The 23569-nt window shown below is 61.0% G+C and carries 14 protein-coding genes and 3 pseudogenes; 9 read left to right on the forward strand and 8 right to left on the reverse strand.

All coding sequences use genetic code 11. The features are described 5' to 3' along the window. Position 1 precedes the first annotated feature (1 nt). From JS533_RS02185 to JS533_RS02205, 5 genes are all read left to right on the forward strand, one after another. Positions 2-973: an ABC transporter ATP-binding protein gene (locus JS533_RS02185; RefSeq protein WP_241512923.1), complete on the forward strand. Its 972-nt coding sequence runs from the start codon at positions 2-4 to the stop codon at positions 971-973. Between the two features lies 1 nt (position 974). Beyond that, positions 975-1910: an ATP-binding cassette domain-containing protein gene (locus JS533_RS02190; RefSeq protein ID WP_241512924.1), complete on the forward strand. Its 936-nt coding sequence runs from the start codon at positions 975-977 to the stop codon at positions 1908-1910. Between the two features lie 39 nt (positions 1911-1949). Next, complete coding sequence (locus JS533_RS02195; protein ID WP_241512925.1) at positions 1950-3521, forward strand: ABC transporter substrate-binding protein; 1572 nt, start codon at positions 1950-1952, stop codon at positions 3519-3521. 81 nt (positions 3522-3602) lie between these two features. Beyond that, on the forward strand, positions 3603-5198 hold the full coding sequence (locus tag JS533_RS02200) for a serine hydrolase domain-containing protein (protein ID WP_241512926.1): 1596 nt from the start codon (positions 3603-3605) through the stop codon (positions 5196-5198). 94 nt (positions 5199-5292) lie between these two features. Then, positions 5293-5547: a TraX family protein gene (locus JS533_RS02205; RefSeq protein WP_241512927.1), complete on the forward strand. Its 255-nt coding sequence runs from the start codon at positions 5293-5295 to the stop codon at positions 5545-5547. 26 nt (positions 5548-5573) lie between these two features. On the opposite strand, the gene JS533_RS02210 is transcribed toward JS533_RS02205, so the two are convergent. From JS533_RS02210 to JS533_RS02225, 4 genes and pseudogenes are all read right to left on the reverse strand, one after another. Continuing rightward, positions 5574-8132 (reverse strand): DEAD/DEAH box helicase, encoded by a 2559-nt coding sequence (locus tag JS533_RS02210; RefSeq protein WP_241512928.1) that lies wholly within the window; start codon positions 8130-8132, stop codon positions 5574-5576. 204 nt (positions 8133-8336) lie between these two features. Further along, the gene (locus JS533_RS02215) at positions 8337-9395 is read right to left on the reverse strand and encodes a PPK2 family polyphosphate kinase (protein WP_241512929.1); all 1059 of its coding nucleotides are present in this window, start codon (positions 9393-9395) and stop codon (positions 8337-8339) included. Positions 9396-9821: 426 nt separating this feature from the next. After that, the gene (locus tag JS533_RS02220) at positions 9822-10778 is read right to left on the reverse strand and encodes a carbohydrate ABC transporter permease (RefSeq protein WP_241512930.1); all 957 of its coding nucleotides are present in this window, start codon (positions 10776-10778) and stop codon (positions 9822-9824) included. A 35-nt stretch (positions 10779-10813) separates the two neighbouring features. Continuing rightward, positions 10814-11248 (reverse strand): annotated as a pseudogene (locus tag JS533_RS02225) (ABC transporter permease subunit); the annotation flags it as partial. A 65-nt stretch (positions 11249-11313) separates the two neighbouring features. Here JS533_RS02225 and JS533_RS02230 point away from each other — a divergent pair. After that, positions 11314-12589 (forward strand): annotated as a pseudogene (locus JS533_RS02230) (IS3 family transposase); the annotation flags it as partial. Between the two features lie 6 nt (positions 12590-12595). Here JS533_RS02230 and JS533_RS02235 read toward each other — a convergent pair. Further along, positions 12596-13135, reverse strand: a pseudogene (locus JS533_RS02235) (sugar ABC transporter permease); the annotation flags it as partial. Positions 13136-13476: 341 nt separating this feature from the next. On the opposite strand from JS533_RS02235, the gene JS533_RS02240 reads away from it, so the two are divergent. Then, positions 13477-14520, forward strand: coding sequence for a LacI family DNA-binding transcriptional regulator (locus JS533_RS02240; RefSeq protein WP_241512931.1), 1044 nt, complete (start codon positions 13477-13479; stop codon positions 14518-14520). Between the two features lie 163 nt (positions 14521-14683). On the opposite strand, the gene JS533_RS02245 is transcribed toward JS533_RS02240, so the two are convergent. From JS533_RS02245 to JS533_RS02255, 3 genes are all read right to left on the reverse strand, one after another. After that, entirely contained in the window at positions 14684-16282 is a 1599-nt protein-coding gene (locus JS533_RS02245) for a type 2 periplasmic-binding domain-containing protein (protein ID WP_241512932.1), read from the reverse strand. A gap of 483 nt (positions 16283-16765) precedes the next feature. Further along, complete coding sequence (locus JS533_RS02250; RefSeq protein WP_241512933.1) at positions 16766-18550, reverse strand: ABC transporter ATP-binding protein; 1785 nt, start codon at positions 18548-18550, stop codon at positions 16766-16768. A 99-nt stretch (positions 18551-18649) separates the two neighbouring features. Further along, a complete protein-coding gene (locus JS533_RS02255; RefSeq protein ID WP_241512934.1) occupies positions 18650-19666 on the reverse strand; it encodes a glycoside hydrolase family protein in 1017 nt (338 codons plus the stop codon). Positions 19667-20127: 461 nt separating this feature from the next. Between JS533_RS02255 and JS533_RS02260 the strand changes: the two genes are divergently transcribed. Beyond that, positions 20128-21699, forward strand: coding sequence for a tagaturonate reductase (locus JS533_RS02260; protein WP_241512935.1), 1572 nt, complete (start codon positions 20128-20130; stop codon positions 21697-21699). A 143-nt stretch (positions 21700-21842) separates the two neighbouring features. After that, entirely contained in the window at positions 21843-23396 is a 1554-nt protein-coding gene (locus JS533_RS02265; protein WP_241512936.1) for a UxaA family hydrolase, read from the forward strand. Positions 23397-23569: the final 173 nt, after the last annotated feature.

Genomic DNA, 23569 nt, shown 5'->3' on the forward strand with positions numbered 1-23569 from the left:
CATGAGCGATCCGATTCTACAAATCAATGATCTATGCGTCAGCCTTCGACAGCACGGTCGCAAGATCAACGTACTTGACCACGTGACGCTGGACGTGCCGGCGGGCGGTGCGGAAGGATTGGTCGGCGAGTCCGGTTCCGGCAAAAGCATGACGTTGCGATCGGTGATCGGCCTGCTACCGAAGAATGCGCAAGTCGATTCCGGCGAGATTATCTTCGACGGAGACAATCTGCTTGCCGATCCACGAAAGCTTCGCTCCATTCGCGGCACTGGCATCAGCATGATCTTTCAGGAGCCGGCCGTCGCATTGAACCCGATCATGCGGGTGGGAGAACAGATCACCGACGGGCTGCAGGAACATTTTGGCTTGGATTCCAGGCAGGCGCGCAATCAGGCCATCGAACTCATGGGGCAGGTCGGCATCGTTGACCCGGAACACCGCGTGGACGCCTATCCATTCGAACTGTCCGGAGGCATGAGACAACGCGTCATGATTGCCTCCGCCATAGCCTGCAAACCCAAGCTCATTCTGTGCGACGAACCAACGACCGCATTGGACGTTACCGTGCAGGAGCAGGTTATCGATCTGCTGACTAGTTTGCGCCGAGAAATGGGAATTGCGCTGCTATACGTGACCCACGATATGGCGGTGGTCGCCAACATCTGCGAAACGGTGACGGTGCTCTACTCCGGTCAGGTCATGGAGCGCGGTTCCGTACACGACGTGTTCGCTCACCCGGACCATCCGTATACGGCTGCACTTTTGCATTCCACGCCGCTGATTGACGGTCCGGCCAAACGGCTCGAACCCATTCCCGGCACCGCCCCGCTGTTGTCCGAACGACCGGACGGCTGCCCGTTTGCGCCTCGCTGCTCGTATGCCACCAGCGCCTGCACCGGCATAGTGCATCCGGTCCGTATCGGTCACAGCCGATTCATTTCCTGCACTCATCCATTAGACAAGGAGGCGTGATATGTCATCCCCATACCTGCTTGACGCGCAGAACCTGACCGTGTCGTTCAATACCGGACACGGCAAAAAACGGCAGACCGTCCACGCTCTCAATGCGGCATCCATGTTGGTCTCCAATGGTGAAATCCACGGATTGGTCGGCGAATCGGGGTCTGGGAAATCAACGTTTGCCCGTGCCGTTTGCGGTCTCCAGACGGTTACATCAGGCGCGGTCGTATTTGACGGGACTGCCTTGGACGACCGACGTTCCAAGGAGCAGCGTCGTGAAATCCAAATGGTGTTTCAGGATCCGTATGCATCCTTGGATCCACGATTCACCGTACGCGACGTCCTTTCCGAAATCATCAAATTCCACCACACTGCTCCGAAAGACCAGATTGAAAACCGTTGCAAGGAGCTCATGGATCTGGTGCAGCTGCCGGAGGCATTTCTGGACAACAAACCGGACAGCATGTCCGGCGGGCAACGGCAACGCGTTGCGATTGCAAGAGCCTTGGCAGCGAACCCCAGTCTGCTGATTGCCGATGAAGCCGTAGCCGCGCTGGACGTTTCCGTTCAGGCTGGCATCATCAATCTCATGCTCGACCTGAGAGACCAACAGGGCATCACGATACTGTTCATCGCTCATAATCTGGCGGTCGTACACAACATTTGCGATCGAATCTCCGTCATCTATCTTGGTTGCATCGTAGAGGAAGCCTCCACAGAAGAGCTTTTCTCCAATCCGCTGCATCCGTACACTCGACGTCTGCTCTCCGCAGTGCCCCGTCTTGACGGACGGCAGACGGTAGTGCCTTCGGTGCAAGACCCCGAGCACACGATCCTTCCAGACGGCAATACGGGAACTTACTTCGACCCGTCCAAAGACAGGTGCAAATGGTCATTGCTGAGCGTCGACACCAAACAAGACCATTACGTCGCCTGCAAGGTCAGTTAAAACTACCACATCAACCAACATCACGAGAGAGGAAATACCATGAAAAGGAAGAGTCTAATCACAGCGCTCATCGCCGCGGTTTCAGCTTGCACACTCGCGCTTTCCGGCTGCGGTTCCGGCACGTCAGCAGCCGCCAAAGTGGACGAGAGCAAACCGCAGTCCGGTGGTGACCTTGTCGTTGTTCGCAGCAGCGACGCTACCAGCCTGATTCCAACCGTATCTTCGGAGAATCTAGATATATGGGTTGTTGAATTGATCTACGAACCGCTGTTCCTGCCAAAAGCCGACGGCAGCGGCGTAGAACCGGCGGTCGCCGATAAGTATGAGGAATCTTCCGATCACCTGACTTGGACGTTCCATATCCGTGACGGCGTCACGTTCTCGGACGGCACTCCGATCACTTCCAAGGATGTGAAGTTTAGTTTGGAAAAGGCTTCGGATCCCAGTGCCCCGTTCAATTTCACGAACTCATCCATCGCATCCATCGAAACGCCCAGCGACGACACGGTCGTGATCAAAACCAAGACTCCGTGGACACCACTTCTTTCCGATCTGGCGATCAGCTCGAACGGGATCGTCCCCGCTGATTACGGTGGCAAGACCGCCGAAGAATTCGCGGAACATCCAATCGGCTCCGGCCCGTTCAAGTTTGACAGCTGGACCAAGGGACAGGATCTCAAACTCGTCAAGAACGACAAGTACCGCATCAAGGGCAAGCCATACTTGGACTCGGTCACGTTCCGCGTCGTTCCCGACGACAACACGAGAGCGCTGCAAATCCAAGGCGGACAGGCAGACATCAACGAATTCCCACCGTACTCATCCATCAAAACACTGAAGAAGGCGAAGAACGTCACGGTCAAGGCATTTGAATCCAGTCGCGTTGACTATCTGACGTTCAATACGACCAAAGCGCCATTCGATGATGTTCATTTCCGCAGGGCAATCTCCTATGCGATCGACCGAAAAGCCTTGAATTCGGCGACCTTGTACGGCAATGGCGAAGTAGCTGGAGCCTATCTGACGCCCGCACTGTGGGCGCATGCCGACAAGTTGAAGAATATGATCAGCTTTGACCTCGATAAAGCCAAGGAAGAGTTGAAACAGTCCAAGTATCCGAACGGCACCACCGTGGAACTGGCGACCGAATCCGGCAACGCCAACCATAGCTCCATGGCCCAGATCATTCAGGAGAACCTGAACAAAATCGGCATCAAGGTGACCATCAAGCAGATGGACGGCGCCACGAAGACCGACGCGATGCTCAACGCCAACTATGACATGGGATTCTCCTACTGCACGACTGACATCATCGATCCGGACGAGATCATCCGTTTCGTTGCCGATTACAATGGCGGAAGCAAGGCCATGTATTCTCACTACAAGAACGAAGAGATCTCCAAACTTGCCGACGAGGCTGCAAGCACCTCTGACCAGTCAAAGCGTCAGGAACTGTACACGCAGATCCAGCAAATCTGGAACGACGAATCCCCATCCGCCGCCCTGTTCTATTCGCCTGCCATGTACAGCTGGAACTCCCGTGTTCACGGATTCAGCGTATATGCCACCGGCAACTACGATCTGGCCAATACGTGGGTGAGCCGCCAGTAGTCGCATCCACTATCCAATTTCAGGGGGCACGGTGATTCTCCAAACGAAAACCGTGCCCCCATCCATTGAGAGGGGACTAACATGTCATTTCCTTCCATTGATGCAACACAAGAAGTGCGTCGCATCCTGTCCGGTCTCATTAGCGAAAGGAAGACACCGGGATACGCTTACGCCGTATTCGATCGGAGCGGACTTGTTCTTTCCGGCGGCGGAGGCGTCAAAAACGCGACGTTACCGGCATCCGACGAAAACGTTCCGACCAGTTCCACGGCTTTCCGCATTGCGTCGATGTCAAAGAGCTTCACGATCGCAGCCGTGCTGAAGCTTGCATCCGAGGGAACAATCGACATTTCCCGACCGGTGGAAGAGTATGTTCCGCAGTTGAAGGGTCTGAAGACATACAGATCGGATGATCTTCCGGTTCTGATTCATCAGCTCATGTCCATGTCGTCCGGACTCGCCACAGATGACCCTTGGGCGGATCGTCAGGAATCATTGTCGAGAACCGACTTCCAGGCATTGATGCGTCGAGGATTCCGATTCATTTTCAGCCCCGGCGAGGATTTCGAGTATTCGAATACCGGGTTTGCGATTCTTGGCGAACTCGTCAAACTGGTCAGTGGAAAATCGATGCCAGAGTATGTCCGAACGGAATTCCTGAACCCCCTCGGCATGGAACATACCAGTTACGATTACCAATGCAGTCGCGTCAAGAACATCGCCACCGGTCACAGCCTGTCGCACGACAAGTGGGTGACCGAACCCTTCACCGACCCCGGCAGCTACTCGTCTATCGGCGGTGTGATCAGCACCGTCGAAGACATCGCGACTTGGGCCACGTGGCTGGCCGATGCCTATGAAAATGACGACGATTCCGAAGGTTCGATTCTCCCAGCGCCATATCGTCGAATCATGCAGGTCGGTCATATCGCCATTCCCCCGGTATTGCGATCCGGCAGCAGCCGCGGCAGACTATGCGTGCGGGACACTTCGGAATTCACCTCGTACGGGTATGGATTATTCGTCGAACACGATCCTCGATTGGGAGACATCGTCTACCATCCAGGCGGTTATCCGGGATACGGATCAGCCATGATCTGGCACAAAGACTCCGGCATTGGCATGGTCGTGCTCGCCAATGGTCGATACGCGCCGGCATTTACGGTCGCACGTCGCGCTCTGAACGTCCTGTTGCAGGAGGCGAATGTTGCGGGAAGGTCTTACCCGCTTTGGCCTGAGACGGAACACGCGATGCAGGCAGTGACCGCCATGATCACCAAGGCGGCGGAACATGCCGAACCGGATGCGGCATCCAGTGAAGACGTTCAACAGCACGTCATCCGCGCATACCGTCATCTTCAGCCAATGCTGTCCATGAACGTTGACATGGACTGCATCCTCGAGGAACGCGGAATCAATCTTGCTCAAGAATTAGCGATCAGCGGACGGCCGGTTCTTGAAGCCAATGGCCGATGCCGGATTGATCACTGCGCTTCAGAAACGCCGGCACACGTCACATGGACCATTCCCTGTGAACGCACTCCTTTGCTGTGCGAGCTGAGGATGAATCCGCTCGACAAACCGCAGATCGAAACCGTCGTCATCAAGCATAAGCCGGCAATATCAGCCGACGACATTGTCACGGTAAGCAGGACGACCACGATACTCGAAAGCTGATGACAATCAACGAGGACGACCGGTCCTTGAAGCCAATGGCCGATGCCGGATTGAGATTACATCGCACGACAGGCCTACGCTACATGGACCGGTCATGCTCATGCAAACCCAGCGACCACGCAATATGCGCGCGGCAACCTTGCTCATCCGCCTTTTTGCGGCTCTGGGATTACCGGCCATGTACCTAGGCGGAGACCCGTTCACCCATAGCTATCAGTGGATGCAGATAGCCGCGCTGCCGTTCATACTGCTGTACAACGGCAAGCGGGGCAGAAGCATGAAATGGTTCTTCTACGCCTTCTACCCCGTCCATCTGCTGCTGCTCAACGCCGTTTCCTTGGCCTTGTAGCAAGGCGGCAGCCCGGCAACCGCATTTCAGTTGCCGACGTGATAGTCGAAGAACACCACCTCGCCGGTCTCCTGCGTGGTGTCGAGGTCAACGGTGCCGGTGATGGCCCAGTCATGGTCGCCGTCGGAGTCGTCGATGATCTGGCGCACCTTCCACGCATGCTCCTTCTTCTCGAGCGAATCGTCGAGAATGAACAGCTTGCCGGAACGGGCGGCCGCGTCGATGCCGACGTATTCGTGCTCGTCGTAGTAATCGTCGAGCGCATCCTCCCATTCGTGCACGCCGTAGCCCCAGTCCTTGTCGAGCGCGCCCAGCTCGTCCGGACGATCCAGGTCCATGAGCTGCACGCGACGGAACATCGCGTTGCGAATCAGCACGATCAGGCCGCGGCGATCCTCCACCACCGCATCCTTCGCGCCCGGCGCAGCAAGCGTCGCAGCCGCCTCCGACGCGTCCGACTCGGCGCCCGCGTTCTCCCATTCGTCGACCAGGCTGGAGTCGATCGAACGCACGACCACGCGCAGCCACGAAATGATGTCGTCCAGCTGTTCGTCGCGCTTCTCGACCGGCACGGTGCGCGCCAACGCGCGGTACGCGTCCGACAGGTAGCGCAGCAGCGTGCCTTCGGAACGCGCGATGTTGTAGCGGGCGATGTATCCCGTGAAATCGGACGCGGTTTCGACCATGTCGCGCACCACCGACTTGGGGCTCAACCAGTAGTCGTTCGCCCACGGCACGTCCTGCCGGTACTGGTCGAACGCGGCCTGCAGCATGTTCTCCAAGGGCTTCGGATACGTGATCTCCTGCAGCTTGTCCATGCGCTCGTCGTAGTCGAGGCCGTCTTCCTTCATCTCGACGAGCGCCTTGTCGCGCGCCTGGCGCTCCTGCGCCTTCAGGACCTGCTTGGGGTCCTCGAGCGTGGCCTCGACCATCGAGATCACGTCGAGCGCGTACGTGTCGGATTCCGGGTCGAGCAGTTCCAACGCGGCCAGCAGGAACGGCGAAAGCGGCTGGTCGAGCGCGAAATCGTCGGGCACATCCACGTCGAGGAAATAGTCCTTGCCGCCGTCGTCGCGATCCTCGGTTTCGATGACCTTCGTGTCGAACAGGGTCTGGAAGATCTCGTCGGCGCGCTGATGCAGCTGCTCCTTCTGGTCCGGGGTCTGCGCGGAGTCGTCGATAAGCCGGTCGACGCGGTAGCGCGCGTCGCCGCCCTGCGCGACCTCGTTGAGCACCATCGAATGCGTGATCTTCATGTGCGGCACGAGCGTTTCGGGGGCCGCGTCGATGAGCTTGTCGAACGTGGCCTGATTCCACGTGACGAACCCTTCGGGAGCTTTCTTGCGCTTGACCTTCTTGAGCTTCTTCGGATCGTTGCCGGCCTTGGCCACGGCCTTCGCGTTCTCGATCTCGAACTCGGGCGCCTCCGCGATCACGAGCCCTTCCGTGTCGAAGCCCATGCGGCCCGCACGGCCGGCGATCTGGTGGAACTCGCGGGCGCGCAGCTTGCGCATGTGCGTGCCATCGAATTTGGTGAGCGCCGTGAGCACGACGGAATGGATCGGCACGTTGATGCCGACGCCGAGCGTGTCGGTGCCGCAAATGACCGGCAGCAGGCCCTGCTGGGCGAGCTGTTCGACGAGCCTGCGGTAGCGCGGCAGCATGCCGGCGTGATGGATGCCGATGCCAGTGCGCAACAGCCGCTGCAGGATCTTGCCGAACGCGGTGGTGAACTTGAAGCCCTTGACCGCCTCGGCGATGGCCGCGCGCTGCTCCTTGCTGGACACGCCGGTGGAGGCGAGCGCCTGCGCGGTGTCGAGCGCCGCATCCTGCGAGAAGTGCACGACGTAGATCGGCGTGGAGCCTTCGCGGAACGCGAGTTCGACGGTTTTCTCGAGCGGGTCGAGCGTGTACTCGTAGGTGAGCGGAACCGGCCGCGGCGCGTCGGCGATGATGTCCACGTCCGTGTCGGTCATGTCTTCGAGCTTGTCGGCGATCGCGTCCACGTTGCCGAGCGTGGCGCTCATGAGCAGGAACTGGGTTTTCGGCAAGGTGAGCAGCGGCACCTGCCATGCCCAGCCGCGCTCCGGGTCGCCGTAATAGTGGAATTCGTCCATCGCCACGCAGCCGACGTCCGCGTGCCGGCCTTCGCGCAGCGCCTGATTGGCGAGGATTTCGGCCGTGCAGCAGATGATCGGCGCGTCGGAGTTGATGTGCGTGTCGCCGGTGATCATGCCCACGTTGTCACGGCCGAACACGTCGACCAGGTCGAAGAACTTCTCCGAGACGAGCGCCTTGATCGGCGCGGTGTAGTACGAGCGCCGCCCGGTGCACAGCGCGGCGAAGTGCATGCCGAGCGCGACGAGCGACTTGCCCGAACCGGTGGGCGTGTTCAGGATCACATGGTCGCCGGCAAGCAGGTCCATGATGGCCTCTTCCTGATGCGGCCACGGGTCGACATGCTTGACGTCATGCACCCAGCCGAAAAACCGCTCATAAATCTCATCCGTGTCGATGTTGCGGTCGCCGTCGTCCCAACTCGGCGCCAACGCCCCCAGGGAGCCATAAGTTTCAGTATCTGCCATAATGCTTCCAGTCTACTCGACACCTTCCGGTTCCCTCCCGGTTCCCGGGATTGTCGCCATGAATCCCGGGAACCGGAAATCGCACATTACCGCACAAACTCACATGCCAGAATCGTTGCGATTCCAAGGGATTGCCCGGAAAACCGAACACGGTCCGGTTCCCGGGATTTTTGCCGCGAAATCCCGGGAACTGAAACGCCCCGGTTAGCCCAATCTCCTTCTGGCCTCCGCCGGGTCGACGCCCGCGTCCAACGGCGGCCACGTCATGTTCATGTTCTTGAGCGTGGTGCGCAGCAGTTCGGACACGACGGCGCGCGAATACCACCGGTTGTCGGCCGGCACGAGATACCACGGCGCGGATTGCGTGCTCGTGCGTTCGAACACCTCCTGCCATGCGGCCATATAGTCGTCCCAACGGTCGCGCGCGTCCAGATCGGACACGTCGAACTTCCAGAATTTAGTCGGGTCGTCGAGTCTTGAAAGAAAATGGCGCCGCTGTTCCTCTTTGCTGACGACGAGGAAGATTTTGATGACCGCACAGCCGTCGGCGACCAGATTGCGTTCGAACTCGTTGACGAGATCGTATCGCGCCCGCCATTCGGCTTCCGGCACGGTGCCGTAGATGTGCGGCATGACGATGTCCTCATAGTGCGACCGGTCGAACACGCTGATCCAACCCGGGTCGGGCAGTTCGCGCTCGACGCGCCAAAGGAAGCCGTGCGCGAGTTCCTCCGCGCTCGGCTTGCCGAATCCGTGATAGTGGATGCCCATCGGATTGCCTTGGCGGAACACGTGCTTGACGATGCCGCCTTTGCCGGAGGCGTCCATGCCCTGCAGCACGATGAGCAGCCTGCGACGGGATCCCTTGACGCCGTTCGCGTACAGCAGGTTCTGATAGCGTGCGATTTCGGACGCGCTGAGCGCGATGAACCGTTCCGCGTCGTCCTTGTCGCCGTCAAAGCCGGGCGTCGAGTCGCCGATGACGTCGTTGACGTTCATGCCGTGATGGAACATGAGACGTTGCGCCGGCGGCAGCGACCAGACCGCGCTGAGCAGTTCGCTGGATTTGGCAGCGTTGGCGAGACGTTCGGCCACCGTGGTGCTCGCCTCGATTGCGCCGATCCTGTTTTCCGCGCGTTTGAGCGTCTTGTCGATGCGCTTGTCGGATTTGGCGGTCTTATCCTTGTCGGCCTTGTCGATTTTGATGGCCTTGCCGCCGTCCTTGGCGCCTTTGAGGCCCGTCTGCTTGTCGTCTTTGCCCATGCCCACGATTCTACGGCGCAATCACAAGAACCCGCCAAAGCGTCTCCACGCTTCGACGGGTTCCTTACCCTCACAGCCAATGCGGTATCGCGCTTCGCGCGATGCTGTGTTGTTGCTCGCCGTCGCTCGCGGACGCTCCCTCAGTCACGCTTCGCGTGACAGCTCCCTCAGCCGAGGGAGCCAGCAAGGCGTGTTATAGCACCTGGGTTGATAACCGCAGCAACGCCATGAAGCTGGCGGAGCCTCGGCCCTCTCGGCTGAGGGGCTCCCGGCGAAGCCGGGTGGGGGAGCGTCCGCGAGCCGCAAGGCGAGCCGACAGCACGGCATCGGCCGAAGGCCGATCCCGTTCCCGCTGCGGCAGCGAGCCAACAGCACCGTATCGACCGCACGCAGTGCGGGCGATGCTGCTGGCGCTTGCAAAAAAGATCAGCCCTTGACGGCGCCGATCATGACGCCCTTGTTGAAGTACTTCTGCAGGAACGGGTACAAAATCAACAGGGGGGCGGTCGACACGATGATCACACCGTACTTGATCTGATCAGCCAACTGCTGCTGCTGCAACGCGGACTGGCCACCGTTGCCCGCACCGCCCTGCTGGGTCTGGTTCGCCAACAGAATGTTCTGCAACACCATCTGCAACGGCTGCTTCGTGTCGGTCCTGATGTAGATCAGGCCGGTGAAGTAATCATTCCAATGACCCACGAAATAATACAAGCCCAACACCGCGATGATCGCGCTCGACAAGGGAATCACGATCTTGAGGAAATACCCGAAGAACGACAAACCATCAATCTGCGCCGCATCATGCAACTCCTCAGGAATACTGGTTTCGAAGAACGAACGCGCGATAATCAGATTCCACACGCTCACCGCACCCGGCAGGATAAACACCCACATGTTATCCAACAGGTTCAAATCCTTATACAACAAGTAGCTCGGGATCAGACCGCCCGCGAAATACATCGTGAACGTGAACAAGAACAAAATCACACGACGCGGCTTGAAATCAACACGCGACAAAGCGAACGCGGCCGGCAGGGTCACGATCATGTTCAACGCCGTACCCACCACCGAGTAGATAATCGTGTTCTTATAACCAATCCAAATACGGGAATCGGAGAACACCTTCTCGTAACCGCCGAAGCTGATGTCCACCGGCAGGATCGTGACCTTGCCGGTCGAGACCATCGCGGGATTCGAGAACGAGGCGATCACCACGAACCACAACGGGTAAATCACCACCGCCACAATCAACGCCAACAGGACCCAGATCACGATATCCGCAACCCAATCAGCAGGCTCACGATGCTGCGCCACATGCTTGTTAAACGGAACCTCATCCCCGCTCTTCTTCACAGCAGGGGAAACGCTTGCAGTACTCATAACGCTCTAACCTTTGCCTTTCCTAACACAACCGCTTAGAAGATGCTCGTATCCGACACGCGCTTGGAAATCCAATTCGCCAGAATCAAGAAGAAGAAGTTAATCAACGTGTTAAACAAGCCAATCGCCGTAGCATACGAGAACTGGAACGACTTCAAACCAATCATGTACGTATACGTCGCGATCACCTGAGAACCCGGCAAATTCATAGCATTCTGCATCAGAAGGACCTTCTCGAAACCAACCGACAGAATCGAACCCATGTTCATAATCAACAAAATCACACACGTCGGCATAATCGTCGGAATATCCACATACCGAATCAACTGCAAACGACCCGCACCATCAATCTTCGCAGCCTCATACAAGCTCACATCCACGCTCGAGAGAGCCGCGAGATAAATGATCGCGTTCCAACCACAATGCTGCCACACCTCCGACAGCCAGTAAATCGGCGCCACCATATTCGGATTATCCAACTGATGTGATCTGGTTTTTGTTCCGTGTTTCACCTCATTGATGGGAGACTAGGAACATGACCGGAAAGATCCGTTATACGAAGGAGTTCCAGGAGAAGGCGTTGCGGCTTCTGGAGGAATCACGCGCGAATCATTCGTCGGAGACGAAGGCCGTGGCCTCGGTCGCGTCGAACCTGGGTATCGCCCCGGAGACGTTGCGCAGGTGGAGGAACAAGGCCGACCGGGCCGTTACGGCGCAATCCGCGCGCGACGCGCAGGAGACGGCCGCCGAGCTGAAGCGCCTGCGCGCCGAGGTCGCGGAGCTGAGGAAGGCGAACGAGATCCTGACGACGGCGTCGGCTTTTTTCGCGGCCAGGCTCGACCCGACACGGCGTTGAAGGCCGCGTACATCGATGCGTACCGGGGCCGTTTCGGGGTCGGGCCGATCTGCGAAGTGCTGTCCGCGGGTCTGGACTGCGGTTTCCTGACCGCCCGCGGCTACCGCATGTTCAAGGCGAGGCCGCCCAGCCGCATGGCCGCGCGCCACGAGGCGCTGGCCCGCGACATCACGGCGATCCGGGAGGACGAGTTCATGCGCGTGTACGGGTATCGCAAGGTATGGCATCAGCTCATCCGCCAGGGCTGGAATCCCAAGGAGATCGGCCGTGACCAGGTCGCCGGCATCATGCGCTGGCTCGGGTTCCAAGGCGTTCGGGGCGGCCGGAGGCCGGTCACCACGATTCCCGCCAAGGGCAGGGGCGGCAGGCTCGACCTGGTCGAGCGCAAGTTCGCCGCCATGGCGCCGAACAGGCTGCACGTGGCCGACATCACCTACGTTCGCTTGGCGGACGGGTCGTTCGCGTACGTCGCGTTCGTCACCGACGCGTTCGCCAGGAGGATCGTCGGCTGGGCGGCCGCCTCCACGATGCGCACTGAGGAGCTGCCGCTGCAGGCGTTGGATCAGGCCGTCATGTGGGCCCGGTGCCACGGCGGTGCGGACGGGTGCGTGCATCACTCGGACCACGGCAGCCAGTACATCAGCCTCGTGTACTCCACGCACGTGGTCGACGCGGGCATGCTCCCGTCGACCGGCACGGTCGGCGACTCGTACGACAACGCGCTGGCCGAGCGCACGAACAACACGTACAAGCGCGAGCTGGTCTGGATCAACAAACCGTACCGGACGGTCGGCGAGTTGGAGTATGCGACGATGCGGTGGGTCTCGTGGTACAACACGAAGCGCCTGCACGCCTCGTTGGGCTACAGGACACCGGAACAGGCCGAGAACGAGTATTATCAAACACAGACGGCACAAGCCGTCTCATAGCAGAAACGGAACAAAAATCAGGCCACTTCAAACAAGCTCGTCCCGCCAAAGAAACGACCCAAGAGTCCCGTATTCGGCGTCAGGAAAATATTCAACATCGCCACGATCACCACCGTCGAGATGAAGTGCGGCATATACGTGATCGTCTGCACGAAACCCTTCACCTTCGTGCTATGAATCTGATTAATCAACAACGCCAACACAATCGGCGCAATAAAACCAAGAACCAAAGTACCAAGACTGATCTTGATCGTATTGACCATCACCTTGCTGAACATCGGCGACGTAAAGAACTGGTTGAAATACTTCAACCCAACCCACTGGCCACCCGTGAGCCCCTTCGAAGGCACGAAATCACGAAAAGCCAACTGAATACCATACATCGGAATATACGCGAAAATGAACACGAACACCATCGCCGGCAACGCCATCACCCAATGCTGCCAATAATGCTGCACATGCCACACCAACTTCTTCGGCCACGGCAACGCCTTAAACGCAGCCGTATTATCAACCACTCCCGAAGCATCAACCGTCTGGACGGCCGCGGTCTTTGTCTTGGATGCTGTCATAGCAGTTCCTCCGCACGCATGATCATTGTCTCCTCCTGAGCCGTCGCCAGCCCATCCCTTACAAGCTGCAATGCCTGTAAACCCGAGTTCTCCGGTTTCCGGTGCTCCCGTCAACCTCTGAACGCCTATAACGATATACTTAACATTCCAAAAAGTCAAAAATCTCGATCCAAACATGTCTCAAACGCACAAAACCAAGTAATTGCAACGTTTTTGCCATCCGGTCGAGCTCTCAACATGAACAAACGGCATCGCAATCAGCAACAAAATACAACAGAACAGCTCATAATCACAACGACACGGTACGTAATTTATATATAAGTACATGTATCTTTACATGTATGAAGTCCGTATCATCTTCCCAACAGTCAAAGCCGACGCTCAAAGACGTGGCCGAAGCGGCGGGCGTGTCGATCATGACCGTGTCGAACGCGCTGCACAACAAGCCCGGCGTCAAAGCGGAGACCCGCAAGAAAGTGCTTGCGGTGGCCAGACGCATGAACTATTCGAGCAACCCGTCGGCGAAAATGCTGCGTTCCGGACGCAGCGACATCATCGAAGTCATCGTCGGCAGCTTCGACAATCCGTTCTACTCGCGTCTCGCCTCCGCGCTGTCCGACGAAATCGAACGCAACGGTCGCGAGGCGCTGCTGCGCGAAACGCACTATGACCGCCGCGGCGAGGAGAACGCACTGAGCGAGCCGTTCAGCCTGTTCTGCGACGGCGTGATCATCGTCACGCCGCTGCTGTCGTCGGAGAAGATCAAGCAGATCGCCCTGCACAAGCCGGTCGTGCTGCATGAAATGCCCTCCGACGACAACGTGTTCGACACCGTGAACCTCGCCAACGAGGACGGCGCGGCCGACGCGATCCGCCATCTGCACGCCAAGGGATGCCGCAACATCGCCGTGATCGGCTCGTCGCACCTCGGCCCCGAAGACATGCTGCTCAGCCTGAACAATCCGGGAACCCTGCGCTATCGCGGCTGTTTCCGCGCGTTCAGCGAACTTGGACTCACCATGAGCCAAGACACCGCGTTCGACTGCGGCTGGGACGCGCACAGCGGACGCGAGGCGGCCGAACGGATGCTCGCTTCGGACATCGCGTTCGACGGCGCGTTCTGCCTGACCGACTCGGTCGCGCTCGGCGTGCTGCAGACGCTGCGCCGGCACAATATCCGGGTTCCGGAGGACTTCAAGGTGATCGGCTTCGACGGCATCAGCATGGGAGCGGACGTCTCCCCCGCGCTCACCACCATCGAACCAGACTATCGGGAAACGGCGCGCGCGCTGGTCACGGACCTGCTGTCCCGCATCGACGGATCGACCGCCGCCCCGCGCAAGACAATCGTCGGGTACACGATCACCGAACGCGAATCCGCGTGATCCGCAATCAGCCGGACGTTCGGCTGGCGTTTCGGCGGTTGCGATCGTCTTGCCAGGTTGCCCGACGGAGCAGCAACGACCGATACGCACAAGGCGATATGAATGGTGGCGAGATGCTTTTCGGAGTATCCCGCCACCATTCATGTCAGCCGTTGAGCCCGCGTCACTTGGTGTACTTGTCGTACCACTTCTGCCACAGGGCGACCGTGTCGTCCATGCCGAGCGTCCTGAGCTTGGAGACGAAGTCGTCGAACTCGCCGTCCACGCCGCCGGAGACGATCCAGCGGGAGATCACCGGCATCGCGTAGTCGAACATCTGCGTGTCGTTGTTGGAGATCGTGGTCGAATCGGTGTCGGACGGGCGCACGTAGTCGGGCATCGTGTCCTTGGTCAGGTCGAAGTGCTTGTACTGCTCGGCGTACACGTCGTCGGCCTCGCGGAACGAGGTGAGATAGTCGACGTTGCCGACGGTCACGTCGTCCGGGATCCATCCGGCGGAGCTTTCGCCACCCAGGCCGACGCGGGCGTCGGAATCGATGGCCTTCTGTGTAAGCTCGTAGGTCTTGTCGTCCTTCTTGGCGAGGTAGTCCGGCGTGGAGCCGTAGAACTGCTGGACGGAGACCTCCGGGTCATAGAGCTTGTTGACGATCTTGAGCACGGCGTCCATGTTCTCGTCGCCCGCGCGCACGGCCAGCTTGTTGTTCTGGAACATGGTGGTCTCCACCGAGCCGTCCCACGTCACGTCGTCGGCCGACATGCCCGGTCCTGCGGGCGCCGGCATGGCCACGTACTGGTCGGCCAGATCGCCGAAGTCGGTGGCCGCGTACGCGAACGCGACGCCGGTGATCGCCGTCTTGCCGTCGCTGGACAGCTCGGCGTTGTACTTGGAATCGTCCTTGGTGAGCGCGGTGGACGGGATGAGTCCTTCGCCCATGAGCTTGTTGAGATACTTGACGACGGTCTTGAACTCTTCGGTGGCCATGAAGTTGCCGACCTTGCCGTCCTTGACGTAGATGCCCTGCTGGGACGGGCCGGAGTTGAAGTGGGTGACGATGCCCAGCGAGTTGAGCAGCAGGAAGGTGTTGTACCAGCTCGGGCCGAAGCCGGAGGTGTCGAACTTCTTGATGTTCATCGGAATTTCGTCGGCCTTGCCGTTGCCGTTCGGATCCTGCGTCTTGAACGCTTCGAGCACCTGCTCGAGCTCGTCCCATGTCTTGGGGATTTCGAGGCCGAGCTTGTCGAGCCAGGTCTTGTTGATGAGCATGTGCTGGCCGGAACCGTGGTACTGCTTGCCGCGGGACGACGGCAGCACGTAGACGCCGCCGGACGGGGTCTGCACGAGCTTCTTCGCGTCGGGCTGCTCCTTGAAGAACTTGGCGACGCTGGGCAGCTGGTCCATGTGCTGGCTGAGGTCCTCGAACACCGGCACCTTGTCGGCGTCGGACGGGTCGAACGCGGCGATGGAGATGTCCGGAACGGAACCGGAGGCGAGCATCGGGGACTTCTGGTTGTTCCACGCGTTGTTCATGACCTGGGACCACTTGATATGGCAGTCGCAGGCGGCGGTGAGCTCCTTGGTCCACGCCATTTTTTCGGGAGCCATGGTGTCTGCGGTCGTGACCACGAGGATCTCGACCTGCGGCTTGCCGTCGGCGCCGGTGGATGTGCCGCTGCCGCAGCCGGCCAGCACGGTGGTCGCCGCGCACGCCATGGCGATTCCGGCGACGATGCGTCCTCGCACAGTCTTCGTTGCACTGCTCATTGCTCTGTCTCCTCACTGAGCCGCGAACCATCCCTCTGCGGACGGCTCTGCACTGTCTCCATTGTTCGACCGGCTTGTTTTGATACACCGGTGAACCTCTTGACAATCTCTAAGATATACCGCTGTACCAAACATGTCAAGTCATCGCAACACGCCGACGCAACAGCGCATGGCCCATAGCGCAATATCCCCACGCACCGAACGCTCGATCGCCGCCGTCGCAGGCATGCAGGCATCGGCGACGCGCACGATCATCGCCCGCACCGGCATACGGCCAGCGCTCCCCGGCCACCGTCCGGCGAGAGTCCGGCAACTACCCGGCCGCCGTCCGGCAACCGCCCGGCCGCCGTCCGACAACCACACGGCGACCGCACGACGACCACCCAGCGACCGTCGGAGTCGAAAGGCCTGGAATCATCCGGGCCGATGTACACGCGATACATGCGCAATGCGACCGCGGCACAGCATCCGCCGCGCGCAGCGCTACATCTGCATCGTCTTGAGCTCGTAGAACTTGCCGCGCGCGGCCATGAGCTCGTCGTACGAGCCCTGCTCGACGATGCGCCCGTGCTCAAGCACCACGATGCGATCGGCGTTGCGGATCGTGGACAGGCGGTGCGCGACCATGAACGTCGTGCAGTGGCCCATCATCCGCTCAGTGGCGTGCTGCACCTTCTTCTCCGACACCGAGTCGAGCGCGCTCGTCGCCTCGTCGAAAATGATGATGCGCGGATGGCGGATCAGCGCGCGGGCGATCGAAATGCGCTGCTTCTGCCCGCCCGACAGCGTGCCGCCGTGCTCGCCGACCGTCGTGTCGAGCCCGTCGGGCAGCTGCGCGACCACGTCGTCCAGGCCGACCTCGTTGATGATCCGGTCCACCTCGGCCTCGTCGACGTGCTCCAGACCGTACGTGATGTTGTCGCGCAGCGTGCCGGAAAACAGGATCGTGTTCTGCGGCACGACAGCGATCTGGCTGCGGTAGGCGTCCAGGTCCATGCGCTTGAGGTCGATGCCGTCGACGAGCACCGCGCCCGCTTCCGGCTCGGCGAAGCCGATGAGCAGCTTGATGAGCGTCGACTTGCCGGAGCCCGAGTCGCCGACGAACGCGATCGACTCGCCGGCGCGCACCTTGAGCGAGAAATCATGCAGCACGAGCGGCAGGCCCTTGTCGTAGCGGAAGTCGACGTGCCGGTATTCGACGTCGCCGCGCAGCGTGCCCGGCTCGACGCCGGCGCTTTTCGGATTGTGCTCGACGTCGTCCTCCTGCAGGATCTCGCCGATCGAGCTGACCGATTCGACTCCCTTGGTGAGCAGCGGATAGAGGTTGATCAGGTTCGACACGCCGCCGACGATCTGCGTGAAGTACGTCTGGAACAGCACCACGTCGCCCACGGAAATGCGCCCGCGATAGGCGAGATAGCCGGTGAAGCCGAGGCACAGCAGCTGGAAGATCTGGAAGATGACCCAGCTGGTCGCGCCGAACACGATGTTGATGATGTCGAGCCGGAAGCCGGCCTCGCGGATGAACTCGAGCTTGCGGCTCATCTTGCGGATCTCCACGTCCTCGAGGCCGTGCGCGCGGGTGACGGGGATCATTTCGATCATTTCGGCCACAGCGGCCTGCGTGCGCTCCATCTGCGTTCGGAAGTCGTGGTTGGATTCGCGGATCGGCTTGCGGAAGAACCAGATGGAAAACACGGCGGTCGGGATGGCGAGCGCGAAGAAGATCAGCACGATCGGACTGCTGATCGCGGTGACGGTGATCGCGATAATGATGTCGAGGATGACCAGCGGCAGGCTGCGGTAGGTCTGGTCGAGCAGCACCTCGACGTTTTCGACGTCGCGCATGATCTTCGACATGAGCCGGCCGGACTGCGTTTCGGTGTGGAACCGGATGGACAGCTGCTGCAGTTTGGCGATGAGGCTGCCGCGCAGCCGGCGTTCGATGAGTCGGTTCACCTTGCCGAAGTGCTTGATGTACATGTACGCGGTGAAGATGTTCTGCGCGATGAAGAAGATGCCGATGATGAGATTGACGAGCATCTCGTTGACGCTGTGCGCGGCCGGGTTGGTCGCGCAGTTGATGATGTTGCGCGTGACGATCGGCGTGACCCACATCGGCGACTGCTTGGCGACGAGCGCGATGGTGGAGATGGTCAGGTCCATCGCGCTGCCTTTGAAGAAGCGCAGCAGGATGCGGATCGGATGCCCGCTGTTGCGCCGGTAGTTCTGGATGTACTCCTCGAATGTGGCCGCCTGCTGCGTCATTGCCACGCTCCCCTCAGTGCCGTCGGATTCCAACACTCAGGTTTAACGATACACAATGCTCGTTACAATGACGCGGCAAGATCGCTCCGACGGGGAACGTCAGGGCAGGTCGATGACGGGAGCGGCATTGCGGTCGCAGACGATCACGTCGCCTTCGACGCGCAGTTCGGCGGCCTGGACGACGCTGAGCTGCGCGGCGGCCGGATCGGCGGGCTCGCCGGCGAGGCACGGGGAGCCGTCGTCGTGCGCGTACGGGTGACAGAAGTAGAAGATGATGGCGTGGCTGTCCTTCGGGTTCACCCAGATGTCGGCATGGTGGCCGAGGCCCCGGTCGCGGTCCCGGATGCCCGATTCGGCGAGGATGTCGGGGCAGCGCGTCCAGCGGTGAAGGGCGGAATCGCCCTGCTCCCCGACCTCGCCAGCCTCGCCGATCTCCCCGACTTCCCCGGCCGCGTCGTCCTGCCGGTAGACGGCGAGGCCGTGCCAGTAGTCGGAGATCATCCAGCGTCGGCCGCCAAGATCGAACACGTTCGGACCTTCCTGGTGGCAATCGAACACCTCCTGCCCGAGCACGGTCCACTCGTTGAGGTCGCGGCTGACGGCCCGGCAGATGACGCCTCCCAGATCCTCGTCCTTGTACCACATGGAGTAGGCGCCGTCCGGCTCGCGCGCGACGCACGGGTCGATCACCCGATTGGAGGCGAGGTCGATCTCGGAGACGAACGTCCACCGCCACAGGTCGTGCGACGTGTAGTGCAGCATGCGCGAGCGGCCGCTCCAGTCGGTCGGCACGCCCACGATCATCGACACGAACATGTGGTAAACGCCGTCGATCGCGACGACTTCCGGCGCCCAGAACGTGTTTTCGCCGGGGAATCCGTCAAGATCGAGGTCGAGCGTGCCGCGGTACAGCCAGCGGGCGCCGTCGTCGCTGGAGGCGACGGCGATTTTCGTGCCGTGCACCCACGAGACGCCGACCGCGTGCGGGTTCGGCCTGCGCTGCGTATAGAACATGAACATTCGCCGTTCGCAATCGTTCCAGATCACGGTCGGGTCGGTCGGCCCTCCAGTGATCGGGTCTTCGTACAGCGGCGCGGGCATCGTCACTTGCGTCATGGCACAGCCTTTCAGCGCTTGGCCCGTCGCGGCCGCGACCACCGGCGGCTGCGCCGGCCCGGTCCGCGGTACGATCACGTCAGGCCTTGCAATCAGTTATATATATATCGTTACAGCAACTGTTATACCAAACAACACCCCATAGTTCAATCGTGTCAATGCCGTCGGCCGACAGCCGGTTCTTTACCCTGTCTACCGCCCACGCCGTCACTCGCGCGGTTTCTCGCTTACGTGTAGCGGATTTGGCCTCCCTCTCATTGCCATCTGGCTTACGTGTAGCGGTCGAATCCACATATGACAGGTATCGATGGCGGAATTCCGTCACCCGTACTCCGCCTCTCCAAAACCATCCGCTACATGTAAGCCACTTAGACCTTTGCGGCATGCGGCGTCACACGCTCACTGTGCAAACCGCGGCAACAAATGAACCGCCCCGCGCGAGGCGTCCCTACGCTGGCGGCATGAGCGAACACAGCAATGCAGCAATATCAGCATCCGAACATACCGACGACAAACCGGTCGCCGGCAACACGACCGGAGCCGCTCCGGCGGCGCCGCCCACGCTCAACGCGCCATACGCGATCGCGCATGGCCTGACCACGCGCGAAGCCGCCGCCCGGCCGATCCGCATCATCCAGTTCGGCGAAGGCAACTTCCTGCGCGGATTCGTCGACTGGATGGTCCAGCTGCTCAACGACCGCGAACCCTCGTTCGACGGCAACGTCGCCATCGTGCAGCCGCTGGCCGGCGGCCGCGTCACCGCGCTCGAAGCGCAGGACCGGCTGTACACCGTGCTGCTCGACGGCATGCTGGGCGGGCGCGACGTGCAGAGCCGCACCGTCGTCGACTCGATCGGCGCGACCGTGAATCCGTATGAGGATTGGGAGCGGTTCCTTGCGCTCGCCGACGATCCGGCCGCTTCGGTGATCGTCTCGAACACCACCGAGGCGGGCATCGCGCTCGACGACCGCGACGCGCCCGGCATGACCCCGCCGGCGAGTTTCCCGGCCAAGCTCACTCTGCTGCTCGAACGCCGATGGAAGCGTGGCCTGCCTGGGTTCCTGCTGCTGCCGTGCGAGCTGATCGAGGCGAACGGAGACGCGCTGCGGGATGCGGTCGTCAAGTGCGCGCGGCGGTTCGCACTGCCGGACGGGTTCATTGCCTGGGTGGAGCGCGACAACGTGTTCGCGTCCACGCTCGTCGACCGCATCACGCCCGGGTTCCCGCGCGACGACGCCGAGGCGATTTGGAAGAAGCTCGGCTACCGCGACGACAACATGGTCAAGGCCGAACCGTTCGCCTCGTGGGTGATCGCCGGCGACGAGCGCGTGCTCCGCACGGTGCGCGAACGATTCCCGGTGGATCGGCTCGGAACCGAGGCCGGCGCGGTGCTCGTGCCGGACGTGCGTCCGTACCGCGAGCGCAAGGTGCGTCTGCTCAACGCGCCGCACACCACGATGGCGCTGGTCGCGCGGCTGGCCGGTTTTGCGACCGTGGGCGACGTGGTGGCCGATCCGCGCATGCGTTCGTTCATCGAACGGGAAATGAGCGAGGAGATCATTCCCGTGCTGTCGTTGCCGGCCGACGAGTTGCGCACGTTTGCCGGCCAGGTAATCGAACGGTTCGCGAACCCGCACATGCGGCACGAGTTGGATTCGATCGCGTTGAATTCGGCGGCGAAGTACGCGGCGCGCGTGCTGCCGATCGTATTGGAGAACGTGCGGCTTGGCCGCGGTCTGCCGCGGCGCGCGGTGCTGGCACTCGCCGGTCTGCTGGCGGTCTACGGCGGTTTCGCGCCGGTCGATGTGGCGATCGCCGACGTGCCGGAAACGCTGGAGCGGTTCCGCTCGGCTGCGGCTGCGGCGGGAGACACGCACGGCGATGTTCGCGCGTATGTCGGGACGGTGCTTGCCGACCGCGCCCTGTGGCCGGAGGATCTGACCACGATCGACGGCTTGGCGGATCTGGTGGCCGACGACGTCGCGGCGATTGCGAACGGGCGTATGCAGCGGCTGATCGATCAGCTGGCGTAGCGGCGGAAGATCGTCGCTCTGCACGTTGAAGCTGGAGCACCGGCTTTCGCGTCACCCCTCAGTCGGCTTCGCCGGCAACTCCTCTGGCAAGGGGAATCAAGAACAAGGACGACAAGACTCATCACAAGGAGCAACGAAGCAACATGGACGTCATTCGTTTGGACGAACACGACACGGTGGTCGTGGCGACACGCGACATCGCCGCCGGCGAGCGCATGCGCATATCAGGGGCCGACGTGCCGGTCACGCTGCGCGAGCGAGTCGCGCGCGGACACAAGGTCTCGATCCGGCGCATGGAAATCGGCGATCCGATCATCAAATACGGCTATCCGATCGGTCATGCGAGCGTGGAGATCGAACCGGGCGACTGGGTGCACACGCACAACTGCCGATCGAATCTCGGCCCGGATCTGACGTACGAGTATCGGCCCGACGCGGGCCGCGTGCATCCCGGCGCGCCATCCGGCCGCACGTTTCTCGGCTATCGGCGCGCGACCGGCAAGGTCGGCGTGCGCAACGACCTGTACATCGTGCCGGCGGTCGGCTGCGTCAATTCGCTGTGCGACAACATCGCGCGCGCGTTCGAACGCACGCATCCGGGCAACGGGTCGTTCGACTCGGTGATCATCGCGCATCATCCGTACGGCTGCTCGCAGCTGGGCGGCGACCACGCGATGACCAAGCGCATCCTGCAGGACATCGCCATGCATCCGAACGCGGGCGGCGTGCTCGTGGTCGGTTTGGGCTGCGAAAACAATCAGATTCCGCAGTTCCGCGCGGAAATGACGTGCTGCGGCGAGGAGTCGGACGATCCGACGGCGTCGGTCGACGACCTGCGCGACGGGCTCGTGTACGATCCGGCGCGCGTGAAGTTCATGATCTGCCAACTGGAGGACGACGAATACGCGACCGCCGCCCGCCTGCTGGAGGAGCTGAACGACGCCGCGGCCGGCGACCGGCGCGAGCCGATCGGATTGGGCGAGCTGACGGTGGGCGTCAAATGCGGCGGTTCGGACGGGCTGTCCGGCGTGACCGCGAACCCGCTGGTGGGCCGGTTCGCCGAGTTTCTGGTGCGCGAGGGCGGGCGCGTGGTGCTTACCGAGGTGCCGGAGATGTTCGGCGCGGAGCAGGTGCTCATGAATCAGGCGAAGGACGAGGCGACGTTCCGTGAGATCGTGAAGCTCATCAAGGATTTCAAGGACTATTTCCGCCGCTACGGTCAGCCGATCGGCGAGAATCCGTCGCCGGGCAACAAGGCGGGCGGCATCACCACGCTGGAGGACAAGTCGCTCGGCTGCATCCGCAAGGGCGGCCGCTGCGAGGTGACCGACGTGATCGCCTACGGGCATCAGGCGACGCGTCCGGGGCTCACGCTGCTGCAGTCGCCGGGCAATGATCTGGTGTCAGCATCGGCGCTCGCCTCGGCCGGCTGCCAGATCGTCCTGTTCACCACGGGCCGCGGCAATCCGTACGGCACATACGTGCCCACGTTCAAGATCGCCACGAACACGCCGCTGGCCGACAAGCACGCGCGCTGGATCGACTTCAACGCGGGCCGTCTGCTGAACGAGCCGATGGACGACGTGCTGCCCAGGTTCATCGACGCGGTGCTGGCCGCGGTCAACGGGGCGCCCACGCGCAACGAGCGCTACGGCATGCACGAGATCGCCATCTTCAAGGACGGCATCACCGAATAGGTGCCGAACAGGCATCGGCTGCCAGCCGGGCGGACGGATAATCGGATAGGCGGATAACCACAGGCGGATAACCACAGCCTCCCGTGGCAAAACCAACGGACCTCCACCGCATTACCCCGCTGAAACCCCTCTCCGCGAAGCAAATTCAACAGACCTTCAACGCGTTGCACCGC

Source organism: Bifidobacterium amazonense (assembly GCF_018555435.2).
GTDB classification, from domain to species: domain Bacteria; phylum Actinomycetota; class Actinomycetes; order Actinomycetales; family Bifidobacteriaceae; genus Bifidobacterium; species Bifidobacterium amazonense.